General features: G+C 43.7%; 17 protein-coding genes and 1 pseudogene. 9 read left to right on the top strand and 9 right to left on the bottom strand.

Going from position 1 to position 23,542, the window contains the following annotated elements; translation table 11 throughout:
• A pseudogene (locus ACED28_RS14230) lies at positions 1 to 541 on the top strand (hypothetical protein); the annotation flags it as partial.
• Between the two features lie 2 nt (positions 542 to 543).
• Positions 544 to 2,226 carry a BatD family protein gene (locus ACED28_RS14225; protein ID WP_371710117.1) on the top strand — a complete coding sequence of 561 codons (1,683 nt, stop codon included), beginning with the start codon at positions 544 to 546 and terminating at the stop codon, positions 2,224 to 2,226.
• 135 nt (positions 2,227 to 2,361) lie between these two features.
• On the opposite strand, the gene ACED28_RS14220 is transcribed toward ACED28_RS14225, so the two are convergent.
• The 5 genes from ACED28_RS14220 to ACED28_RS14200 form a co-directional block, all read right to left on the bottom strand.
• Positions 2,362 to 4,506 carry a GGDEF domain-containing protein gene (locus ACED28_RS14220; protein ID WP_371710116.1) on the bottom strand — a complete coding sequence of 715 codons (2,145 nt, stop codon included), beginning with the start codon at positions 4,504 to 4,506 and terminating at the stop codon, positions 2,362 to 2,364.
• Positions 4,507 to 4,825: 319 nt separating this feature from the next.
• Entirely contained in the window at positions 4,826 to 5,575 is a 750-nt protein-coding gene (gene pstB / locus ACED28_RS14215; protein WP_009845819.1) for a phosphate ABC transporter ATP-binding protein PstB, read from the bottom strand.
• A 75-nt stretch (positions 5,576 to 5,650) separates the two neighbouring features.
• Positions 5,651 to 6,514, bottom strand: a complete 864-nt coding sequence (gene pstA / locus ACED28_RS14210; RefSeq protein ID WP_012600195.1) for a phosphate ABC transporter permease PstA — start codon at positions 6,512 to 6,514, stop codon at positions 5,651 to 5,653.
• A 64-nt stretch (positions 6,515 to 6,578) separates the two neighbouring features.
• Positions 6,579 to 7,508 carry a phosphate ABC transporter permease subunit PstC gene (pstC, locus tag ACED28_RS14205; protein WP_009845821.1) on the bottom strand — a complete coding sequence of 310 codons (930 nt, stop codon included), beginning with the start codon at positions 7,506 to 7,508 and terminating at the stop codon, positions 6,579 to 6,581.
• A gap of 124 nt (positions 7,509 to 7,632) precedes the next feature.
• Positions 7,633 to 8,454 carry a phosphate ABC transporter substrate-binding protein gene (locus tag ACED28_RS14200; RefSeq protein ID WP_009845822.1) on the bottom strand — a complete coding sequence of 274 codons (822 nt, stop codon included), beginning with the start codon at positions 8,452 to 8,454 and terminating at the stop codon, positions 7,633 to 7,635.
• 477 nt (positions 8,455 to 8,931) lie between these two features.
• Here ACED28_RS14200 and ACED28_RS14195 point away from each other — a divergent pair, with 477 nt between their 5' ends.
• Complete coding sequence (locus ACED28_RS14195; RefSeq protein ID WP_017101006.1) at positions 8,932 to 10,575, top strand: methyl-accepting chemotaxis protein; 1,644 nt, start codon at positions 8,932 to 8,934, stop codon at positions 10,573 to 10,575.
• A 189-nt stretch (positions 10,576 to 10,764) separates the two neighbouring features.
• Here ACED28_RS14195 and ACED28_RS14190 read toward each other — a convergent pair whose 3' ends face one another.
• Entirely contained in the window at positions 10,765 to 11,658 is an 894-nt protein-coding gene (locus tag ACED28_RS14190) for a lipase secretion chaperone (RefSeq protein ID WP_371710125.1), read from the bottom strand.
• A 39-nt stretch (positions 11,659 to 11,697) separates the two neighbouring features.
• The gene (locus ACED28_RS14185) at positions 11,698 to 12,639 is read right to left on the bottom strand and encodes a triacylglycerol lipase (protein WP_012600192.1); all 942 of its coding nucleotides are present in this window, start codon (positions 12,637 to 12,639) and stop codon (positions 11,698 to 11,700) included.
• Between the two features lie 515 nt (positions 12,640 to 13,154).
• On the opposite strand from ACED28_RS14185, the gene ACED28_RS14180 reads away from it, so the two are divergent.
• Positions 13,155 to 14,402, top strand: a complete 1,248-nt coding sequence (locus ACED28_RS14180) for an SGNH/GDSL hydrolase family protein (protein WP_371710124.1) — start codon at positions 13,155 to 13,157, stop codon at positions 14,400 to 14,402.
• A 152-nt stretch (positions 14,403 to 14,554) separates the two neighbouring features.
• On the opposite strand, the gene ACED28_RS14175 is transcribed toward ACED28_RS14180, so the two are convergent.
• Complete coding sequence (locus tag ACED28_RS14175; RefSeq protein ID WP_371710115.1) at positions 14,555 to 15,886, bottom strand: DEAD/DEAH box helicase; 1,332 nt, start codon at positions 15,884 to 15,886, stop codon at positions 14,555 to 14,557.
• A gap of 360 nt (positions 15,887 to 16,246) precedes the next feature.
• Here ACED28_RS14175 and ACED28_RS14170 point away from each other — a divergent pair, with 360 nt between their 5' ends.
• On the top strand, positions 16,247 to 16,513 hold the full coding sequence (locus ACED28_RS14170; RefSeq protein ID WP_009845829.1) for an Lpp/OprI family alanine-zipper lipoprotein: 267 nt from the start codon (positions 16,247 to 16,249) through the stop codon (positions 16,511 to 16,513).
• Between the two features lie 194 nt (positions 16,514 to 16,707).
• Here ACED28_RS14170 and ACED28_RS14165 read toward each other — a convergent pair whose 3' ends face one another.
• Positions 16,708 to 17,682 carry a L,D-transpeptidase family protein gene (locus tag ACED28_RS14165; protein WP_017100924.1) on the bottom strand — a complete coding sequence of 325 codons (975 nt, stop codon included), beginning with the start codon at positions 17,680 to 17,682 and terminating at the stop codon, positions 16,708 to 16,710.
• A 346-nt stretch (positions 17,683 to 18,028) separates the two neighbouring features.
• Between ACED28_RS14165 and deoD the strand changes: the two genes are divergently transcribed.
• From deoD to ACED28_RS14145, 4 genes are all read left to right on the top strand, one after another.
• Complete coding sequence (gene deoD / locus ACED28_RS14160) at positions 18,029 to 18,739, top strand: purine-nucleoside phosphorylase (protein ID WP_017100923.1); 711 nt, start codon at positions 18,029 to 18,031, stop codon at positions 18,737 to 18,739.
• Positions 18,740 to 18,819: 80 nt separating this feature from the next.
• The gene (locus ACED28_RS14155; RefSeq protein ID WP_029223173.1) at positions 18,820 to 20,289 is read left to right on the top strand and encodes a lactate dehydrogenase; all 1,470 of its coding nucleotides are present in this window, start codon (positions 18,820 to 18,822) and stop codon (positions 20,287 to 20,289) included.
• Between the two features lie 186 nt (positions 20,290 to 20,475).
• Positions 20,476 to 21,945: a hypothetical protein gene (locus ACED28_RS14150; RefSeq protein ID WP_017104294.1), complete on the top strand. Its 1,470-nt coding sequence runs from the start codon at positions 20,476 to 20,478 to the stop codon at positions 21,943 to 21,945.
• Positions 21,945 to 23,525: a diguanylate cyclase domain-containing protein gene (locus tag ACED28_RS14145; protein ID WP_371710123.1), complete on the top strand. Its 1,581-nt coding sequence runs from the start codon at positions 21,945 to 21,947 to the stop codon at positions 23,523 to 23,525. The genes ACED28_RS14150 and ACED28_RS14145 overlap by 1 nt, the downstream gene beginning before the upstream one ends.
• Positions 23,526 to 23,542: the final 17 nt, after the last annotated feature.

Genomic DNA, 23,542 nt, shown 5'->3' with positions numbered 1-23,542 from the left:
AGGTCAGCAAGGTCAGCAAGGTCAGCAAGGTCAGCAAGGTCAGCAAGGTCAGCAAGGTCAGCAAGACGATTCTTCGCAAAGCTCGCAGGATCAACAACAAAGCTCAGCTGACAATGGGAAGTCGCAAAGTCAAAGTGGTAGCCAAGATCAAAGCAACAAACAAGATCAAAGTGAAAACCAAGATCAGAATACTGACCAAAGCCAAGCTGATGATAGCCGCTCTGATTCCAAGACGGATGAAGAAAGCGACAAGCAAGCTGTGCAACAAAACAAAGCGGATCAAGCAGATAAACACTCACAGGACAAAGGTGACTCAGCATCTCAAACTGCCCAAGCACAAGAGGCTGCTAAGGAAGACAGTGATAACAACACTCAACCAGCTGCAGCACAAGCATCAGGTCAACCTATGTCGAGCGATCCGGATATGCGAAAGCTTGAGCAAGTAGAAAGCGCCCGTGACCCGAGCCAACTGCTTAAAGCGCAAATGATTCTACAAGCACGCCAAAAAAGTGCTCCTAACAACCAAAACAAAAAGTGGTAACCATGCGATCTTTAAACAAGCCATTTTTCTCAATACTCCTGACTTTGTTGCTGGGAGCTTTCTCTTCCTTCTCTGCATTGGCAGCAACGGCCGTAGCGAGCGTTTCACAAAACAGCGTAACTAAAGATGAAGTCTTCCTACTTAGAGTCGCAACCGATGAAAAAGTATCGTCAGGTGCTTTAGATCTAACGGCTCTCCAACAGAATTTCTACGTCGGCACCCCAAGCTTTGGGTCATCAATGCGAATCATCAATGGTAGCCGCACTGTGTCTAGCGAGTGGAATATTACCCTTGCCCCACTTCGATTAGGCCGATTAGATATTCCTAGCTTTGATATTGAAGGCGCTAAAACTAAGCCGATCACCATCAACGTTTCGGTTAATAAAGCCGCTCCAAAGCAGAGTGATATGGCCGAGTTTCAACTTAATCTGAGTAAAGACTCGCTATACCCTCAAGAGGTCGCGGAACTTGATGTAAAACTCATAATCAAAGCGGATCCAAGAAGATTACAAGATCCCCAAATCTCTCTACCAAACTCATCAAATTTGGACGTGGAACCCATCGGTGAGTCGAAACAGTTCCAAGATGTTATCAACGGACAAGAAGTCACAGTTGTTCAGCAATCTTTCCATATATCGTCACAGCAAGCAGGACAATTTCAGCTTCAAGGGCCAAAGTTAACCGGTGCTGTTGTTTACTCAACCAACAACTCAAGCAAAACTCGCCTTTTCCAGCTCGATACTCCTGTTGAAAGTCTGAATGTCACCGTCAAGCCTGTACCAAAAGGCTATCCAGGTGAGTGGTTACCAACCTCCGACTTCAAGTTGATTCAGAAATGGTCAGATAGCCAAGGCAACGAGCTGAGAGGTAGCAATGCTTTAGGTGGCGACAAGCAGAATATTGAAATGGAAGCCGGTGATTCGTTAACTCGTACCATCACAATGACAGCCAGCAACTTGACCCAACACCAGTTACCAAAACTGAACATCACCTACCCTAAATCGGTGCGCGTGTATGAAGAGAAACCGCAATTTGGCACAACCCAGTCTGGTGATGCTGTCGTTGTTTACAAGCAAGTCTTGATTCCGAAAGAGGCTGGAAAGATCTCTCTTCCTGATGTTTCTCAAGCTTGGTTCAACACCGATACGCAATCGGAACAAACCACTAAAGCGCTTGGTCTTGAGTTGTCAGTTCAGGCAAGTGAACGCGCTAGCTCAAGCTCGCCAGCTCCTGCTATGGAGACACCAACTCAGCAAGCTAGCCCGACGATTGTTACCGTTGAAAACCCAGGAATGTGGCCTTATCTAACGGCGCTGTTTGCTGCTTTATGGATAATTAGCTCTGCGGTTGCTTTTTACTTCTGGTCACGCCGCGGTACAGCAGTAAAACAAAAGCAAAAAGATGAACGTCAATCCGATACGGCAGAAGCGCTTATTGCAGCTCTGAAAATGAAAGACGGTGTGAAGACGAGAACCTTGTTCGAACAGTGGAAAACAGAAAACCCAGACTTGAGTGATGAGACGTTAGAAACAATCGAAGCTGAGCTCACCAAGCTAAATCAGAGCCTCTATGCTGAAGCTTGCTCACCAAGTCAGTCATGGGACCCTTCTGAGGCAATCAAAGCGGTTAAGAAACCAAAACGCATCTCGAACAAAGCACACAAGAGCACATTAGAAAGGCTTTAATTAACCGGTGTTCTAAGTAAGCAGAAAGCTAATTAGGCAGAAAATCTAAGTAAAAAAAAGAACGAAGCCGTGATGACCACATTGTGATCATCACGGCTTCAGTCGTTTTTGAGAACGGGAAAAACAGATACCACACTAAGTCAGTGTAGCCGCAACTTTTCTTCGCTTCATAGCCGAGACAACTCTATTTCGCCCTGAATCTTTCGCCTTATACAAAGCCTTATCAGCCTTGCCATACAACAAATCAAAATCGAACTGGCGCTGATCCGAAGTTATCGATGCATAACCCACAGATGCGGTTAAATATTGGCTAGTGCTACTTTTACAATGGAGAATTTTTGCATCTTCAATACTTTGTCGAATCGACTCTGCACGCTGCTTTGTTGTTGTGTGATTGGTACCGATCATCAACAACATAAACTCCTCACCGCCGATACGGCAGAAGGTTTCTTGATCACCGTAAACATGAGTGCTCAGTATCTTGCCAATGGCACGTAAAGCGACATCCCCCTCAGTATGGCCATAGACACTGTTGTACAAACCAAAATGGTCAAGATCGACAAGAATTAACCCAAAGGTGACCTCATTCTGCGTAGCAAATGCACCGTGTTCCTCACAATTCAGATCATCTAAAACTTGTGACAGCATACGGCGGTTACCAAGACGAGTCAGCGGGTCGAGTTTAGAAATTACATCGAGCTGTTCATTCGCATTTTCAAGCTCTTGAGTTCGCTTGCTAACCTCTTGTTCTAGGGTTTCATTGAGCTTTTTGATCTCTTCTTGCGCCATGGTTCTTTGTAAGACTTCAGCAAGGCTAGAGGCGAAGATACGTATCACTTCACGCAGTTGTGAAGTTAAAGGGCTTCGTGTTAGCAAATTATCCGCAGCGATAAACGCAATCGGAACGCCTGTATTTGTGGTGAGCATTGTCATTGCCGTCCAGCCAACTCCGACAATATTATAATCATGATAAATTGGGACCGATTCTTCAAAAGCAACTTGGTTAGGGTAAGTACGAGCTGCAGACACAATGTCGCGCTCTACCAGCTCGGAGCGATAATAAGACTCATCGACAATGTCGCCTTTTATGTCGGTACCCCAAGTACCTTGCATGTAACTGCAATTTTTATCGGTAAGGAAAACGGCTAATCGATCAATGCCTAAATGCTGAATAGCAAAACTGACGGCGGACTTACACACAGCACTGACGCTATCGCAGCGAGACAACTCAACCATACTCGAATGCAGCATTCGGATGTTCAGTTCTTGGCGTTTACGAATGTATATCTGAGACAGCAGAGAGCCGAACGATTCAAGCATCTGCTTTTGGTAATTGGTGATTGGCGAGCGGTGAATGTAGTTGTCCATAGCAATCCAACCTACGGGTTTATCCCCTTCACGCAAGATAAGCATGCCATTCCACCCTTGCCCTACAACCTTACCTTCAGTGTAGAGTGGAGCATGTTCAATAACGACCAAGTTAGTGTGGTTGTCAGACAATGCCTCGATATATTCCGATTCAAGCTGATGCAGGTCATATTGAGTGTGATGTTCGCTGTTGGTTTTTCCTAGTTCATCGGTGCCGTAGGTGCCACTAAAGCAACGCTTTTTCATATCAAGCAACATAAATATGGCGCGATCAAAACCAAGTCTATCGCGTACCGCCTCTACCGATGCTTTGTAGAGTGCATCCAATGATTCAGGGTTCGAGAGCTCTAACGCCACCTGATGAACCAATTTCATATTCTCGACAAACAACTCTCGAAGCTTAATTTCATCAAGATATTGCGCTTCACGTGTATCCCTATGCTTAATCTCGATAGCTGCATTTTTTTCTGCGCGAATACACTGCCAGCGAGCTGCCGCTAATTGAAGGCCATCCAGCCCTTGGTCAAAGGTTTGATTAACTTTTTCTGCGATGCAATTTTGAATAATTAAATAAGTTCTACAGGCTGGGGCGTTGTCGAGCATCATGATGAACGACTCTCCACCAAGCGCTTTACTGTGATCCCACTTGCACGTATTGAGAGACATCGGTAACACACCGTCTGCAGTGTCGAACTGTGAAACCCATGGCCAAAATGTTGAAGGGTAATGATCAAGAGAGGTTAATTCACCGTAGGAAAACAACGGTAACGAGTCGCTTTCTGGTATTGGCTCTGAAAATATTCCGATCCCTTGGGGACCAAGCATTTTAATCAGGTAGTCAAACAGAGACTCAGCCAATAAACGGTGGTCACGCGTAGCAGATATCTGTTTTGCAAAGGCTTTAACATGCACGGCGTTGATCCATTGGCTAATAAGAATAACGCAAAAATACAGAAGCCTTGATATGCAATCAATGTAACTAAAAATGAGATGTTAAGTGGGTCGCAATTTGACCTTTTTCATTATCACAAGCATGAGAAGGACTACAAAAATGGGATTTCCTGCCCAAAATTTCGTCGACATGTGATGCTTTTTAACAGCATAAAAAAGCCCCACCTAAAGTGGGGCAAAACTTCCATCGCTTATAGTTATAGTGATAATTCTGTAAATCGAATCGATTATCTAACCTGCGTTTCAGTTAGTGGTATTGACCACGTTATCGATTAAGCAATTAACCAAAGTCACCGTTTACATAACCTTTAGTGCGATCATCTTTTGGTTCGCTGAAGATAACGCTGGTTTCGTTGTGCTCTACAAGCTCCCCCATTAGGAAGAAAGCCGTGCGATCTGAAATACGGCGGGCTTGCTGCATTGAGTGCGTTACGATAACGATAGTGAAGTTCTTCTTCAGATCTTCCATCAACTCTTCTATTTTATGAGTCGCAATTGGATCAAGAGCTGAAGTAGGTTCATCCATCAAAATTACGTCTGGTTGCATTGCGATAGTGCGAGCAATACACAGGCGTTGCTGCTGACCACCAGACAAACCGAATGCGTGTGCTTTCAAACGATCTTTCACTTCATCCCAAAGCGCCGCGCCGCGAAGTGAACTTTCAACCACTTCATCAATGTGCTTTTTGTCTTTGATACCTTGAGCACGTAGTCCGTATGCCACGTTTTCATAGATACTCATTGGAAATGGGTTTGGCTTTTGAAAAACCATGCCGACTTTGATACGTAGATCAGCCACATCTATATTGCCGTAGATGTTATCGCCATCCATCTCAAGAAGGCCGGTGATTTTTACACCTTCAATAAGATCGTTCATTCGGTTCAAGCAACGTAATAGCGTTGATTTACCACAACCCGACGGGCCAATCAAAGCGGTCACTTGGCGCTCTGGCACGGGTAGGTTGATTGATTTAAGCGCTTGGTTTTCGCCGTAAAAAAGGTCTAGGTCTTTAATATTAAATTTGTTCATATTCGTAATCTCGTAATTCGTCAAAGTCTGTACTGTTTTTGTTTTAGGAGCTCATTTGGCTCTAGAAAACCCTGCTTAGTAAGTTGCAGTATTAAAACGTCTTGCGATCAACTTCGTGAGTGTGTTGATCAGCAGTACAAGAACAATCAGTACTGTTGCTGTGCCGTATGCTTGATTCCATTCTTCAATGGTAAATAGCTCCGTCGTTAACTTATATAAGTGAACGGTTAATGTACGGCCAGAATCCAATAGTGAATCTGGGATACGAGCAACCATGCCTGCGGTCAAGAATACTGGCGCTGATTCACCAATAACACGACCAATACTCAGAATAACTGAAGTGATAATACCCGGCATTGCACTTGGTAGAATCAAACGCCAGATTGTGTAGATTTTAGAAGCACCTAAACCATATGAGCCTTCACGATAAGTTTGAGATACCGCCATCAACGCTTCTTCAGTAGTACGAATAATCACTGGAAGAATCAAGATACTCAGTGTCAACGCGCCCGATAGGATAGAGAAACCTAAACCTAAAATAGCTACGAAAAATGTCATACCAAACAGACCGAAGATGATTGACGGAATACCTGCTAATGATTCGGTACAAAATCGAATGATCTTAACTAAGCGACTGCCTACTTTTGCGTATTCAGTCAGGTAGATTGCCGTCATGATACCCAATGGCGCCGCAACCGCAATCGAAGCAATAACCATGTAGATGGTCGAGATGATCATCGGAAAAATGCCGTGCTCATCGCCCGTTCGCGTGTAGTCATCCGTGATGAAATTCCAATCAACGTGCTGTAAGCCGTTTGAGAGGATGTACCACATAATCCAGAACAAGAAGCCCACCGTTAACGCGGCAGCAGCCCATATAAAACCACTCAGAACGGCGTCTTTACGTGCGCGGGCTTTCTTTAACGCGATTTTATTCATCGTCTTACCTTGCGGGTTCGTAGGATCAGTTTGAGGTGCTACGTTATTTTCTAAAGACATAATGTTACCTCGCCTTCTCACGGTTCAAGTAAAGGAGAATTGCATTCAGAGACATGATGAAAACAAGGAGAACAACACCCGTCGCATAGAGCGCACTTGCGTGAATACCACTCGCGTAAGACATTTCAATCGCAATGTTCGCGGTTAGTGTACGAGCTGAATCCAAGATACCTTCAGGCATTGCCGGCGCATTACCCATCACCATAATGATTGCCATCGTTTCACCAAGAGCACGGCCTATACCCAAAATTACGCCCGTCATAATGCCTGAGCGAGCAGCCGGAACGAGCAACTTAAAGATGGTAAAGATCTTTGAAGCACCTAACGCTAAAGAGCCTTCTTTGTACGTTCTTGGTACAGCACGGATTGAGGTTTCAGAAACCGTAATTACCGTCGGAAGGATCATCACTCCCAATACAATAATACCCGCCAAAATCGTGTTACCCGCAGGCACTTGAAATACGTTTTGAATCAGGGGAACGATAATAACGAGACCGAAGAAGCCGTAAACTACCGAAGGTATACCCGCTAGCAATTCGACAGCAGGACGAATGATGTCCGCCAGACGCTTTGGCGCGATTTCAGCAATAAAGATTGCCGTTAACACACCAATCGGCACACCGACCACTACTGCACCTAATGTCGATACGACAGATGCCACAATCATGGTAGCAACACCGTAAAGTGCTGGTGGTAGCCAGTTCTGTCCTAGCACGATGCCCGATAGGCCCGCTTCCTGGAACGCAGGGATACTTTCTCTAACGATGAAAAAAGCAATAACAGCAAGGGATACGATGCCGATGATTGCGCTAGTAAGAAATAAGCCGTGAAAAATACGCTCTTTCCAATCTACACGCTTCTTTTTACGTAAGCCGCGTTTCAGTTGAGTCGCTTCGCTATTCATAAGCTGTTCACTATTCGTTGCGATGGTCATAACAAGTCTCACATATCGAAATCCTTAACACGCTGTCTAAGCGTACGGATTAACTCGAAGTGGGATAGAAAAGGCTCAGCCTGAAAAGGTAGGCTGAGCAATATTTAATTAATTGAGATATAGATTAGTTAACTGAGATGTAGCCTTTGTTCTCAACAAGAGATTGAGCTTCGTCAGTTAGCATCCAATCTAGGAACTTTTGAGTTTCAGAAGAAGGCTTACCTTCTTTGTAAAGTACTAGGAAAGGACGAGCTACTTTGTAAGAACCGTTCTTAACGTTGTCTACAGATGCTTCAGTACCGTCAATTGCAAGCGCGTTTACTGAGTTATCTACTGTACCTAAAGAGATATAGCCGATTGCGTAAGGGTTAGATGCAACCATTGTTTTTAGTGCACCGTTACCGTTAGCAACTTGAGCACGTTGAGAGATTGCTGATACTTTCGTGCCAGAAATCTTCATTTTAAGAGACATGATGTCTTCGAATGCGCCGCGAGTACCCGATGCTGTATCACGAGTGATTGCTACGATTGGCTTGTCTGCACCACCAACGTCTTTCCAGTTTGTTACTTCACCTTTGTAGATAGCTGTTACTTGCTCAGCCGTTAGACCGTCAAGACCATTCTTAGGGTTAACCACGACTGCGATGCCGTCACGAGCAACCACTTCTTCAACGAGTGTTGTTTCTTTCTCGCTATCTTTAAGGTTACGAGAAGACATACCTAAATCTGCACTGCCGTTCTTCGCCGCTTTAACACCAGCAGACGAACCTGGGCCTTGTACTTCGATAAATACGTTTGAATTCGTTTTCATGTATGTTTCAGAGAAAACTTCCATCAGTGGCGTCACGCTGCTTGAACCAACTGCTGAAATAGTTTCTTTAGCTGAAGCTGGAGTCACTGTTAGTGCACCTAAAAGAGCGATTGCACCGATAACTGTCTTTTTCATCACAAATTTCCTTAAGTGGCGTTATTGCCGTTGTGTTTAACTTGAACGGTGCCCACTTTAGAATCTGAATGTGACAGTTGTGTTTCATTAAATTGAAGCCTATATGACAACTACAAATTAGTAGATAATTTATCTCCTACTCGATCAATTGATGATTGCACATCTATATAACTCACATATTTATCGAAGAGTTCACCGAAAAATCAGGCACTACACCTTAGAACACCTCTTCATTTATATCGAACGACAACCAATAAATTTCCATATTTATCAGTCTAATAGCTTCAACACAATATGTAGAAATACGCACATTAGCCGCCATTTCGTGCAATAAATAACCGTGCACATTAAATACTTACTACATATAACAAAATCAAAGTCATTACTGATTGAATTGTTAGTCTCATTAGTTAGAATTGCGGGCTAATTATAATAAAAGCAATTGCATTTATTTATTTATTTATTAAGGGACAGTACATGCGCCAACTTCTCAGTGGCTTATCAATTAAAGTTCAAATTCTTATTCCAGTGCTCTTTTCCGTCGTATTACTTTTGACAGGTGTCATCATCGGTGGTGACAAGCTGGAAAACGCATTTAAAGATGTATCAACAGCGACAGATCAACTCATTCTACATAAAGAAGAACTCAGCGAAATCGTCGACAATAGCTACGGCATGCGCATCAAAGCAATCTATAGCTTGTTTAATCCTGATGATGTAAACACACTCGTTGAAACGCTTAACCAAAAACGTGAACAAAATTATCGGCTGTTGAACTCATTGGAAACAGTGTCAGGTATGCAAGATGAAGTCGCAGCAATGACCAAGGCGATGGACCACTACGTTAACTTCTCACGTAATACCATGCTTCCCCTGTTAAAGGCAAAGCACGACAATTCAATCCTACCTTCTGATTTTGATACAAGCTACCAAACAGCGGTTGACCAATACCGCCATGCAGGTAATGAAATGGTAAAAGCAATCGACACTCTTTCTAAAAAGCTAAACTTGCTTGCTACTCAACAAGTCCATACCAATGGTCAGCAACACACTAGCACCCTAAATACTGCGACTATTGGGCTTTTAGTGATTCTTTCTATTGCTCTTGTTATTAGCTGGACACTGGCTGGCATCATTGTTAAACCAATCAACAATATTCAGGCAACCATGCGCGAAGTAGCAAAAGGTAACCTGCTAGTAAAAGCCGAAGAACATGGAGACAATGAGATCTCACGTCTTGCGCAAGACGTAAACAAATCCGTTGAGCAATTGCGTGACACGGTAAGTTCACTGTCTCGAATCAGCATCGAAGTTGCGTCAGCATCGACTGAACTAGCTGCTGTAATGACACAATCAAGTGCGAACTCAGACCAAGAGAAGCAAGAAGTGGAACAAGTTGCTTCTGCCGTGAATCAACTTGAGAGCACAGCAGCAAACGTCAACGAAAATGCAGTACAAGCCGACTCCGCGTCTAAGCAAGCTGACGAAATGGCGACACACAGCATGAGCTTGTTTAATGAAAGTAACCAAGCAAACGAGCAAATGGCGATTCAGCTTAGCGAAGCTGCGAACGTTGTTGGCACGCTAAAAGAGCACTCAGAGAAGATTGGTAATGTCATTGAGGTTATTCAAAGCATCTCAGAGCAGACTAACCTTCTTGCGCTTAACGCTGCCATTGAAGCCGCTCGTGCAGGTGAAAGCGGACGTGGTTTTGCGGTTGTAGCTGATGAAGTGAGAATGCTAGCAGCACGTACACAAGATTCGACCAAAGAAATCCAAACCATCATTGAAGGCTTGCAGGTTCAATCTGGAAACGCGAATGAGAGTATGAGCAGTTCGCTGTCTATGTTGGAACATAACCAGACTCTTTCAGGTGAGGTAAGCTCTGCACTTTCAGGCATTGCGAACTCAGTAACGGATATCACGGAGATCAACACTCAGGTCGCCGCTGCTGCAGAAGAGCAAAGCCAAGTGACTTCAGACATTAACCGTAATATCTCAAATATCTACAGCTTAGTAAGCCAAAATGTAACAGGCATTACCCAAGCAGCAGCAGCAAGCCACGAGTTATCAAACCTCGCTGAACAACAAAAGCAGCAGTTGGGCTTCTTTAAGGTTTAAGGAGTAAGGTTTAAGGGCGAATAAGCTTTAAGGTTCAAGCTGTAACGGCTTATGGTATAGGCTCTAGGATACAAAATTTAAGCCTTAAACTGTAAGCACTTACTTAGCATGTACAGATTGCAGTAACCGTCCTTCATTATTAAGCCAACTATTGAGTCATCAGTAGTTGGCTTTTTTAATTTCTGGAGATTACTGATCGCTCTGAGCAGCTCTGATTCTTTCAATCGCTTCTACCCTTCTCAGCTGTTGTGGCTGAAAATGCGTAGTCCGAAGCTGTGCGATAGTCTCTTGTTGCTCAATTTCAGAGAGTTCGGAGTCATTCAAAATGTCATTTCGTTCAACAAAGTAAACTTCTAAAGCTCCATCAAAGTCCGCCCTTTGTTGATCAAGCGCTTCGAGCCTCTGTGTCGCTTCTTCTCCGACCAGTTCGCTTCTTTTCAAGTATTTACCTTGTTCGTCTAGACCTTCTGAACTGGATAGCTGTGGGAGTAATACCTGATTTTGATGACTGGCTTGAACGTAATCTGGCTGTTCAGATAGATAAGACTCAAGCCTTTGCTGATATTCTGACTCGTCTAGCCCTTCTTGTTTCAGAAGTAACTTTTCTAAAGCGATTTCCCTCATTCTGTTGTCATGGGTAAACAAAATACTTATCTCGCTCTCACTGAAAAACTGTGCTTGAAGATCGAGGAGAGCTTGATTCAGTGCACGTAAGTCCTCAGCGGATATAGAGGTGTTGTCGAATTGCACGTCTAATGCTGTCAGTGCCGCCTTGTACTCAAGATACTTGGCAAACAGTGCTTCATCGACAATCGTAGCTTGTGATTGCTCGTGGTGTTTTGCCACATTGTCGCGAATATCTTCGAGGGTTAATTCTGTATTGCCTGACACGAAATATTCCATCATGTCTTTAGCTGACGCACTATCGATTTCGGTATCTTGTTGAGAGCTAACCTTCAATGAAGAAGCGCTTTGTTCGCTGTTATTATATGAACTTGTATCTTCCTTCTTTAGATATAAAAAGACCGCCGCTGTACTCATCAGGGCTATCGTGGTTATCGACAAAATGGCGATCTTTTTCATCATACTTTCCTTATTCTCTTAATGAACGGTTAGTGCTACCTAAAGGCCGGCCAACTTCAATCGATTGGCGTGCTGACGATATAAGGTCACTGGATCGGTCTCAAAAAGATGGTGGATACCCAATAGTCCATTGATCTCGTCTAGGTGATTCATTTTGTAGTCATCACCAATCACTTTGCCCAAATGCGCGCTACATGCTCCCACTAACCCGTCATTAGGTTCATTAAAAGCTAAACCAAGGATTGTCATCGCTCCGTCGGTAGGATCAAGAAGGTTGGTAAAAGTGGAAGAGCCTGTCCATGAATAGTAATAGACACCGTTGTTTGCTTGCCATTCACCATCACCACACTCAGACGTTGGCACGCCTTCAGGGTAAAACTGATTGAATGCAAGCGAACCTTCAGTGGTCAACGCTTCAAGAGACGCAAGGCCATCTTGATCAAGATCCGTTCCACCAGATAATAGGTTGATAAGCGCCGTCAATCCACCAGCCAATTTAACCGCGATACCTTCTGAAACTGACCCTTCAGATACCGTCCCGCGAACAAGGTCTGCCACTTTAGATCCTTTATGAACACCACCAATGCTCGTCACCGAAGCAACAAGATCAGGTCGAACCGATGCGACATAGCGCGCAGTAGGACCACCGTGACTATGACCGACTAGATTCACTTTACTTGCGCCTGTCGCGGCTAATAGCGTCTCGACTTGAGCGAGTAACTGTTCACCACGAACTTCGGAACTGTTGGTAGCTGAAACCTGAGCAACGTATACGCTCGCACCATCTTTTGTTAGAGACTCCGGTACGCCATAGAAGTAATCCACGCCTGCTAATGTATCGAAACCAAACAAACCGTGTACCAGCATAATAGGGTATTTCGTTGCAGTGTATCCGCTGGTTTCTAATGCTGATGCGCTTGTTCCGGCATAGACGCCAAAACTGGATAGGCAGGCTATCGTCCAAATTAATATCTTTTTCAATGCTCTTTCCTTAAACAGATTAGACCTCTGATGAGTAAGGAAACCGTAGATGATGATTTTATAAAACAAAAAGTAACAACTTGATATTTGTGATATTGAACTTGAATTAAACAATTGTGATGAACATAGAAAATGCAACGTCGCTTGATATTACCAACGGGTAAGCTACTGATTAAATTATAATTTACCTCTCACCCTTCTGATAACGTTTTCATTTAGCATTCAATAGACAAGTCATCACATACCGGTCAATGACGACGTGTTTGCCTGCGATAGTTCGTTAAAATCAAATGTTAGATATTAGCCATTTCACTTCGAAGCCATTGTTTTTCAATCAAAAAGTGGTTGAAACTTTGACACTTATGCCAGTTATGAGCCGCTAACAACCTGAATGTATTGACGAGAGCTATTGGTTTTAGATATAGGTCATACCAGTTATCTGCAATTTAGTTATTAAAACAGTCACAAGCAACAACGTTTTGTTTGGCTCACTAAATATAAAAGAGAATACAGTGATGAAAAATACGGCTTTTATACTCGCGTTAACCCTGCCTTTTGGCGCTTATGCTGCTGAAGATTCAATACCGACACCTGAATCCATTACATCCGCACAAGTATTTGGTACACAAGGTTCCGAGACCTATTCTTATGTTCGATGCTGGTATCGAACCGATGCCTCACATGACTCTCCAGCCACCGACTGGAAATGGGCAAAAAAAGAAAATGGTGATTACTACACGATCAATGGATACTGGTGGTCTTCTGTATCCTTCAAAAACATGTTTTACAGTGATACGCCCCAGCCTGAAATCAAGCAACGTTGTGAAGAAACGCTCGACATCCAAAATGATGCCGCAGACATCACTTACTTTGCCGCAGACAATCGCTTCTCTTATAACCACTCGATTTGGACAAATGACAACGTTGTCCAAGCGAACACCATCAACCGTATCGTCACCTTCGGTGATAGTCTTTCTGACACTGGTAACCTATTTAACGGTTCTCAATGGGTTTTCCCGAACGCTAACTCATGGTTTTTAGGGCACTTTTCAAACGGTTTAGTCTGGACAGAGTATTTAGCCAAGGCGAAAGATGTGCCTCTTTATAACTGGGCAGTAGGTGGGGCAGCTGGCACCAATCAATACGTCGCATTAACCGGAGTATATGACCAAGTCACCTCTTACTTAACCTATATGAAAATCGCCAAAAACTACCGCCCAGAAAACTCGTTGTTTACTTTGGAGTTTGGCCTCAATGACTTTATGAACTACAACCGAGAAGTGGCCGATGTAAAGGCCGATTTCAGCAGCGCTTTGATCCGCTTAACGGAATCTGGTGCAAACAATATCCTGCTGTTCACCTTGCCCGATGCAACCAAAGCACCTCAATTCAAATACTCAACTGAACAAGAGATCATTAAAGTTCGTGGCAAGATTTTAGAGTTCAATCAATTCATCAAGACGCAGGCCAAGTATTACCAAAGCATGGGTAAAAACGTGGTGTTGTTCGATGCAAGCGCGTTGTTCGCCAGCATTACCGATAATCCAGAGCAACATGGCTTTCGAAACGCGAGTGATGCCTGTCTTAATATCAATAGAAGCTCAGCAGCCGACTACCTAAAAAGTCACAGCTTAACCAATGATTGCGCAGCGCACGGATCAGACAGCTATGTCTTCTGGGGAGTAACACACCCAACGACCGCCACCCACAAATACATTGCCGACCATATCTTAGCGTATTCATTCTCAACCTTTGATTTCTAAAGCCTTTCGAATGACTCTGTAACCTGAGACAACACCTCTCAGGTGCAGAAACCAGATACAAAAAAACCGCCCTTCATAGGCGGTTTTTATTTACGCTAGCTTGTATAAAAATCTGTTTTTATAAACATAATCTTTTAGCTCACGCGAGTTGATTACTCGTCGTCAGTTTTTGGCGCAACTTTCTTCTTAGGGATAAATACTGTATCACCCACTGCCACATTCTTGTGGAAGCTCTTATCGCGCTTAACCGGTTTTTTCGGCGTTTTCTTAGCTTGAGTGTTGGTTTTCTTCTTCGCAGGACCGCCTTTAGCAAAAGCAGGTTTACGCGGCTTAATACCTTTGAATTTACCTTTTAGACCTTCAAGTACAGAGAAAGTAAGATCTTGTTGAAGGTAAAGCTCAACACGCTTGAAGCTATCCCAATCCTTTGGACCAACCAAAGAGATTGCATCACCTTTGTTACCCGCACGACCAGTACGACCAACGCGGTGCACGTACTCTTCTGTATGCTTAGGCATGTCAAAGTTAATAACATGGCTTACGTTTGGAATATCGATACCACGTGAAGCAACGTCTGTTGTTACCAAGATCTTGTAAACCGCACGCTCGAACTGGCTCATGATTGCATTACGTTGCGTTTGGTTTAGGTTACCGCTCAATGCCACCGCTTTAAGCTTCTTCTCGTTTAACTTCTCGGTTAGGCGATCAGTATCAGCACGAGTTGCCGTGAAGATCATCACCTGACGGTATTCAGCTTCTTCAATAACACGATCCAGAATTGCTTCTTTATGATCTAGATGGTCACATAGGTAAAACTTCTGAGTGATATCAAGGTGCTGTTCGTTAGAAACACCCACTGAGATGCGTTTAGGCGAATCTAGCATTTCATTTGCAATGTCGTTCACTTCCGCGTGATCAAGTGTCGCAGAGAACATCAACGTTTGACGGCGACGGTGTTTAGCTGCGTTCGCGATACGACGCAATTCAGGTGCGAAACCTAAATCTAGCATACGGTCAGCTTCATCAAGGATCAGCGTTTCAACACCATCTAAAAACAGTGAGCGGTGCTCAAGGTGATCGGCCAGACGACCTGGAGTCGCAATAATAAAACGAGGGTACTTACGCAGGGCTTTAACTTGGTCGTTAAAGTTTTCGCCACCCAAGATAAGTGTGGCTTCGTAAGACAGACCACCAAGCATGCTACGCAGCTCGCCGTAAACTTGTTTTGCTAGCTCACGAGTAGGAGCCAAAATTACACCACGAGGATCTTTAGCAGAAAACGCTTTTGTTTTTAATGCTTTATGTATCATCGGCAACACAAACGCCAATGTTTTACCTGATCCCGTTTTTGATGAAGCCAATAGATCCTTACCAGCAATAGCAACAGGGATCGCTTTTGATTGGATCTCTGTCGCCTTCTTGAAGTCGTAATGTTTTAAGTTCTTCAGTAAGCGGTTATCTAAGCCTAAATCTTTAAAGTGCAAAGGACTCTCCAGTCATGATGGTATTGAATAAAATTAATTTAACGTGACATGATACCGCGAAAGTACTTTATAAGGATAGAGATCACAGAAAATTTATCCCTTTATCTCTCGTTTGCTAGCACATTGTATGCATTGTTCGTAAAGAAATAACTCTCCAAAACACATCAAAACCGGCTCTCACCCCTCCATCTCATAAACGAGACATAACGTGACGCTCAGCTAATTACCTCAAAAATTTAGTAATTTCTCTAGTTATTGTTTTTGCAGTTAAAAAATTAGTCGCTACAATCATTAATGAAGCGACTATATGATAAAGAATGTATAGCGCATCTTTTGATGATAAATAAGCAAGGAGTTCTTATGAATAAGACGTTAATCGCAGCTGCAGCCTCAGTTTTCATTTTAGCTGGTTGTTCTTCTGAGCCAGAAGAAGCTGCAATGTCACAAATGGATCAATTGACTAACCAAGTTGCTGAGCTAACCAGTGAAGTTGAAGCACTTAAAGGCGATAAAGCGGCAGCTGAAATGAAAGCTCAAGAAGCAGCTGCAGCCGCTATGGCAGCAAAAGAAGAAGCGGATCGTGCTAACGACCGTATCGACAACATCGCAGAGTCTTACACTAAATAGTTTGAGAGCTCAGTGCGATTAAGCTGTAGATTAAATCAGTCGCAAAATGCAGTAAATAGACAGCACCACCTCTTAACGGATGTGGTGCTTTTTTTCGGCGTTACTAATTCGAATAGAAGGCATTAATTCGAGTAGAAGGTACTAATTCGAGTAAACAAAGATAAACGCCCCTTATTACAGAAGAGGCAATCAAATTAGAACTCAATCACAGGTGGTGCTATCTCAACAGGCACGCCATTTTGAGCAAATATCACCGCTTTCGCTTTTGAATTTGGTAGATCTGCATCTTCAAGCCACCATTTTAATTCAACGGGGATTTGCAATAATTTCTTAGAGCCGTCGCTTCGCGTCAATGGTTCGTGAGCTTCAACAAACACGCTTCTATCTGGCTCTAAAGACACTTTGATAGGCTCATCGATTATTGTGACTTGCTCACCACGACTAACCTGTTCAAAAAGCCACTCAATATCTTTAGGTTCCATACGGATACAGCCGGAGCTGACTCGCAAGCCTATCCCAAAGTCTTTATTGGTGCCGTGTATCAGATAATCACCTGCACCATAAGCAAGTCGTAATGCATACTCGCCCAGAGGGTTTTCCGGCCCAGCAGGAACCACTTTTGGTAGCTCAATCCCTTTCTCTAGATACTCTTTACGAATTGAGTTTGGAGGCGTCCAAGTCGGATTGGGTCTTTTTTGGCTTATCTTAGTGATCATCTCTGGGGTATCTCGCCCCACTCGACCGATGCCAACAGGAAATACGTGCACCTGATTTTTCTCAGGTTCAAAGAAGTACAACCTTAACTCGGCAAGGTTAATCACAATGCCTTTTCTCGGCGTATCCGGCAGAATCAGACGACTAGGAATACTTAACACATAACCTTCAGCAGGAAGAAAAGGATCAACGCCTTTGTTTGCCGCCATTAAAGAGAGAAAACCAATATCGTATTGCTTAGCAATGATGGCCAACGTTTCGCCCGCTGCCACTTCATGCTGCTGTATTCTTCCGACAATACGACTTTCAGTTGGCGGCAACTCAAAAGTTGCAGCAGACACACACGACGAAGCCATCGCTGCCACAAACAAGGTGACCCTCACTAGAGGTAAAGCTACCTTACGTATCTGTGTTCTCATTGAGTGCAAAGGCGTCGAGTTAGCGCAATACGACATACAATTCCTTGGTTTGTCTTTTTATCAAAGTTTAGATTATCGCTGATCAAACGTCGCGACAACGTATTGTTGCTCCAAGCTGATATGCAACAGGCCTTTATTTGTCGTTTTTCGTCTGGACATAGCGTAATTTAACCACACAAAATCGATTGCCTCTAAACTTTCAACATATTTGGTTATCTATATGAATAATACTTTAAAGGTAGAGCAAATTTGTGACAAACATCTCACGGAGCCTCGTTTTAACTCGCTAATATTGCCTCAACAAAACGAATTCAATTCAACAGAATCGGTAATTAATAAAACCCTGTTCCTATAATTACCGTTAAAACTTTGGAGAACGACCATGGCTACACCTCATATTAATGCTCAAGCTGGTGATTTCTCAGAAACTGTACTTATGCCAGGCGACCCGCTTCGCGCAAAATACATTGCAGAAACATTCCTTGATGACGTGAAGCAAGTTTGTGACGTTCGCAACATGTTTGGTTACACAGGCACTTACAAAGGTAAGAAAGTTTCTGTAATGGGCCACGGTATGGGTATTCCATCGTGCTGCATCTATGTACATGAGCTAATTGCTGAGTACGGCGTAAAGAACGTTATTCGCGTAGGTAGCTGTGGTGCGGTACGTGATGACGTTAAACTAATGGACGTTGTTATCGGTATGGGTGCATCGACTGACTCAAAAGTAAACCGCATTCGTTTCAACAACCATGACTTCGCGGCAATCGCTGATTTCGGTCTTCTAGAAGAAGCCGTAAACCAAGCACGTGCACAAGAAGTTCCAGTTAAAGTTGGTAACGTATTCTCTGCAGACCTTTTCTACACTCCAGAAGCTGACCTTTTCGAAAAAATGGAAAAGCTAGGCATCCTTGGTGTTGATATGGAAGCAGCTGGTATCTACGGTGTTGCTGCGGATCTTGGTGCTAAAGCTCTAACTATCCTAACAGTATCTGACCACATCATCCGTGGTGAGAAACTAAGCTCTGAAGATCGTCAAAAATCTTTCAACGACATGATGAAAGTTGCTCTAGAGACTGCAATCAACATCTAACGAATTGATAAGATACATTGAAAAGCGTTACCCCGCAGCCAAGCTCACTTGGCTGCTCAAATAATCCCGAGGGGGAGATCGTGTCTAACGACAAGCTGCCAAAAGATGCGGATGGTTTGCAACTCAACTTTTGTAAAACATTGGCGTGTGACAACTTTGGCTTGAGCGATGCAAAACGGTATGTTTTGCAACACGCAAACCCTAAGCGTCCAGCGATGGTTTGTCGTGAATGTGGAGCTTTCCCCCCCTTACTTAACAATCGTGAAGTGTTAAGCGAACTTCATCGCCTAAGACAACTTCACAGCGACGGGCTCCCTGCTTGTCGTAATGATGATTGCGATAACTTTGGCTTATCGGTTCATACCCACAAACATCTTTATCATGCCTTCGGCTACAGTGGCGATAGGCAGCGTTACAGATGCAAAGACTGCCAATCAACCTTCGTTGATAAGTGGTCAGGATCCAACAAAAAACTTCAGTTTCAAGAGAACCTCATGGGCTTATTGTTCATGGGGTATTCAGTACGTGAAATTTGTAGAAAGTTAGAGATCAATCCAAAGACTTTCTATGATCATGTTGACCATATCGCCAGTCGCTGTCGTCGCAAGTTAGCGATGATCGATGCTCGTTGGGTCAACCATGCTAAAGATTACGAATTCGCTTCTCACTACCAACGCCTGCAACCGAAAAGCAACAATGGTGTGGTATGGATAGCGACTGGCGAGGCACACTCTGGCTACATCCTTTGCCAACACGTCAATTACTCTCAAAATGAAGAACCATCTGGAAGTGCTGATCACAACCCTTATGATGACGTTGCACGCTTTGTGTCTAAAGAGCACTCTTCAGAAGCGAATCTCGAACTTCCTCAGCCGTCTGACAAACTGAAAGAGCGCATTGAGCAGCAATACCAAGTGATTCTTGCGAGAGGTAATGTCGAGGATCCAATGGGGAACCTCACGACATTCAGTTACCCTTCGAAGGGCGCGCTAATTCGACCGCCTTATACTTCCTATGCTCACTTCCTACACGTGCTTGATATGTGTGATGAGAATAAGCATGTCACGATCTATATGCCACAAGACCCATTACTAAGATCTGCCGCTCTAAGCGTTTGCTTGCCGCGTATTCAGAGTCAAAATGTTGACCTTATGTATGTAGAGGAAGACTCAGGTTGGCAAGATGACCAAAATTTTGAAAAGATCGACATCGTTCATATGAGTTGGTGGCGCGATCGTTGGGCTATCGCGAGTCAAGGTGACAGTCAAAAAGGTATCTGCTACCTAACCGGTAACAATCCAGAACCAAAACAGTGGTTTAATACAGCTTCAATTCAGCAAACAAAGTTCTATCAACAACGTTTTCAGTTGTTATTTGATAGCTTCATCAATGAGCCAAGACGTAAACTTCGTCCTGGGGGCATTCTTCCATTACTCGACATATTTAGATCTTGGCACAATCTGTGCTACCAAGATAAGCAAGGGTTGACGGCAGCACAACGCTTAGGTGTGACAGAGCAGCCATTAACTCTTAAGCAATTGCTTTCATAGAGATTTACCATCTAGACAAGCGCTCTAGAACTCATTGATTTCAAAGCAAAAGCATGAGATAACACCCAGAATTGGAAAAGATACGTGTCCCCTTTATGCTCAGCGAGAGATAATTGATGCTTATCATCAATCACACTCCTATAATGATTGTGTTATCAATATGTTCGATAATTATGGATCTAAGCCTTGGACAAAAATCAGTACCTTCTTGAAACCGAACTAGAACAACTCAAAACTCGCGTTGATTCTGAGCCATTGGTGATCCTAGAGATTGCACAACAATGCCTAGTCAGATCAGAGCAAGTTCTGTTTGAAGAGGGCGCTATCCAGTCATTCATGTTAATGGCGAGATGTTGTTGGAACCTTATGGATTACCAGAAAGGTTTAAAATACATCAAGGAAGCCTACAAACGCCAAAGCCGATTAGATACCGATCATTTTCTCCCTGAAATTCTCCACTTACACGCTCTCCAATTCTGGGGACAAGCCAAGTATTACTCCGCCCAACAGTTCTGGATCAATGCATTAGAACAATCTGCACTGGTTGATGAAGTGGAGATTCAAATTGAATGCCTCATTGGCCTTGGCAACATTTGGCGAATGACTCACGAATATAAACTTGCACGCTCTACCCACCAGCTCGCTGTAAAAGTAGCGAATAACAGTCGCATTGGTTGGTTAGAAGGCAAAGCAAGAATACTTCTCGCATGGGATTACTACCTGCTCAACAACTATGTTGAAATGCTGTCGGTGCTCGACGGTGCAGAAGAAGCATTAAAAGAATATAAAGATAATACTTGGCACGCTGAAGTATGGGATTTTCGAGGCCTTGCCCTACTTGGCCTTGAACGTTTGGATGATGCAGAACGAGCCACAGCCAAAGCGCACAAGCTAGCAGTAGAGCACAACCTTGTATGGATGAAAGCGCATTCCTACATCAGTCGAGCTAGACTGGAGCTCTTAAGAAAGAGGCCAGAACAAGCCGCCGAGTTGCTAAGGCTGGCAGAAGAGTCAGCAAACGAATTCGATAATGGCGAACTGCTTAGCCAAATTTGTTATCAACAGTCTTTAGTCGCAGAAGAAAATCAAGATTTTGAAGCCGCATTGACCGCTTTTAAGAAGTATCGTCAATATTCTACCGGCATGCTTAAAGAACAAACAAATCGTGTCGGTTTAGACAAAGCGCGCAGTTCAAAACGCCAGCTTGAACAGAGAGCTCGTAAGCTAATTAACCGCATTCGAGGTCAACACGAACACGACCCGGAAAAGCACCTCTCTTATGTCGTTTCCGAAACCTTCTGGTGGGAAAAACTGGTACTATTTAAGACGGAGCTTAAACGCTCTAATCACTGCATCATCATGTTCCATCACATCGATACCGATTACTTAGATGTCTGTACCGAGATAGCACATACCTTGTGTAATCAGAACGACTTCATTGCAAGGCTAAGTTCGGAACGTGTGGCTCTTATGCTTTCCGAAAAAGACGAAGCTGCTGACCAGATCTTCAAAACTCTGACCACCATGCTAGATATCTATCCATGGCACAGAAAAGGATTAAAAGGTTCGAGACCGACCGTCAGCCTCAACGATATTTTGACGTTCCCGTTCACTCTTGAACAACTAGAAGAAGACGATGCTGAGGTAACAGAATGATGGAAACCCTATTAAGCAAGATTACAGATGCAGGTCTAGATCCTTCATCGGTATCGGGTGAAGAGGCGATCATATTCTGGAATCATATTCGCCAACACGTTTCGACGACACAAACAGAACAAGCACACTGTTACATCATCAGCTCTGAGTACCGCGCCGAGTTACAACAAAATCAAACCAGTATTGATGAATTAAAACTGGCACTCGACCTACTCCACCTTCCTACAGATATAGAAGATATTCTTACTGTAAAGACCAGCTTAAGTAATCGCTTGGTTGAAATTGGTGATTACACGTCGGCACTGAATGAATTCGTCAGCTCATCGACAATCGCCGTTGAGCACGGACATATCGATGAATATGTAATGACTATCTTAGGTATGGGGAACCTGTGTGACGCTTACGGAGACCACAGCAGAGCTCTTCGCTACTACCAAAAAATCAATAGCATAGATCACGCGATAAGCAGTCGATCACTTCGTCTGAAATTCAAGCTTTATATGGTAGCAAGTCTGCTACTGCTCAACCGAATAACGGCGGCCAGCGACTTACTGAACGAATGCGAAGAACTGAGCATTTTAGTGAGTGATAAGCTACTCACAGCTCAGATACTGTTGTATCAAGCAAAAGTGCTCCGTGCTAAGAAAAAGCACCATGAAGCGCTTCGTTGTCTGTCAAAAATTCAATATCCAGCCAACAGTACTCAAGCAAGTTGGCTCGCGACCATGACTCGTCTAGAGTTAGCACATTGCTTGAGTGCGACCGGAAAGCAAGACTATGCAAGTATGATCTTGTCGAGCACCCACAAACGTGTGAAGCCCGGCTCGTCACCTGTGCTTGCGAAGCGCTTCTATGATTCTCTAAGTGATGTGTGTTTGAATCAAGGTCGTTTTGAAGAAGCGCTGAGCTACGAGAAGAAAGGCTACCGAATTGAAACGGATCTGATGAAGCAGATCCCGATCAGCGAACTCGGTGCAAGCCAACTGCGCCGTCTATCTCGGTTTGAATTACAACTTAAACTCATTCTCTCCGAACAAGAGAACAAAGAGCTTAAAGAGACAACAGAGCAACATAAAAATACAGTTGCTCAGCTACAACAAGATGTTTTCACCGATCCACTGACCGGGTTAAACAACCGTCGCTGGTTAGATGTGAAACTGAAAGATCTACTGCTACACGAAACGCCTTTCGCATTAATGGTTATCGATATCGACCACTTTAAGTCAATCAATGATGAACTGAGCCACTTAGTGGGTGATAAAGCGATCGTCAGCGTTTCTCAAGAACTGCGTTCATACTTTAAGTTTAGAGGCGCGTCATGTGTCAGGTTTGGCGGAGAAGAGTTCCTCGTCATCCTTGAGAATACTGACCTTGCGAAAGCAGAAATGCACTCTGAAAATTATCGAGAGCGTATCTTCCAATTTGGGTGGCATGAAATACTCGGCGAGCGCGGTTTAACCGTTAGTATCGGTATCACTTTGCATCGCGATAGAGAAAATACTCAGCGTACCTTCTATCGTGCAGACAAAGCCCTATACCGAGCTAAAGCCAACGGCCGTAATCAAGTGTGTACAGAGTAGTAACACGTCTGTCTGTG

Origin of the sequence: Vibrio sp. 1F253, from assembly GCF_041439295.1 — a bacterium.
Lineage (GTDB): Bacteria > Pseudomonadota > Gammaproteobacteria > Enterobacterales > Vibrionaceae > Vibrio > Vibrio tasmaniensis_A.
This window is presented reverse-complemented; position numbering and strand designations above follow the sequence as displayed.

What these genes read in the sequence shown, in the direction of transcription:
- ACED28_RS14170 (WP_009845829.1), top strand. Translation starts at nt 16,247, where the DNA reads ATGAATAAGACGTTAATCGCAGCTGCAGCCTCAGTTTTCATTTTAGCT.
- pstB (WP_009845819.1), bottom strand. Translation starts at nt 5,575, where the DNA reads ATGAACAAATTTAATATTAAAGACCTAGACCTTTTTTACGGCGAAAAC.
- ACED28_RS14145 (WP_371710123.1), top strand. Translation starts at nt 21,945, where the DNA reads ATGGAAACCCTATTAAGCAAGATTACAGATGCAGGTCTAGATCCTTCA.
- pstA (WP_012600195.1), bottom strand. Translation starts at nt 6,514, where the DNA reads ATGAATAAAATCGCGTTAAAGAAAGCCCGCGCACGTAAAGACGCCGTT.
- ACED28_RS14190 (WP_371710125.1), bottom strand. Translation starts at nt 11,658, where the DNA reads ATGAAAAAGATCGCCATTTTGTCGATAACCACGATAGCCCTGATGAGT.
- ACED28_RS14195 (WP_017101006.1), top strand. Translation starts at nt 8,932, where the DNA reads ATGCGCCAACTTCTCAGTGGCTTATCAATTAAAGTTCAAATTCTTATT.
- ACED28_RS14225 (WP_371710117.1), top strand. Translation starts at nt 544, where the DNA reads ATGCGATCTTTAAACAAGCCATTTTTCTCAATACTCCTGACTTTGTTG.
- ACED28_RS14180 (WP_371710124.1), top strand. Translation starts at nt 13,155, where the DNA reads ATGAAAAATACGGCTTTTATACTCGCGTTAACCCTGCCTTTTGGCGCT.
- ACED28_RS14165 (WP_017100924.1), bottom strand. Translation starts at nt 17,682, where the DNA reads ATGTCGTATTGCGCTAACTCGACGCCTTTGCACTCAATGAGAACACAG.
- deoD (WP_017100923.1), top strand. Translation starts at nt 18,029, where the DNA reads ATGGCTACACCTCATATTAATGCTCAAGCTGGTGATTTCTCAGAAACT.
- pstC (WP_009845821.1), bottom strand. Translation starts at nt 7,508, where the DNA reads ATGACCATCGCAACGAATAGTGAACAGCTTATGAATAGCGAAGCGACT.
- ACED28_RS14200 (WP_009845822.1), bottom strand. Translation starts at nt 8,454, where the DNA reads ATGAAAAAGACAGTTATCGGTGCAATCGCTCTTTTAGGTGCACTAACA.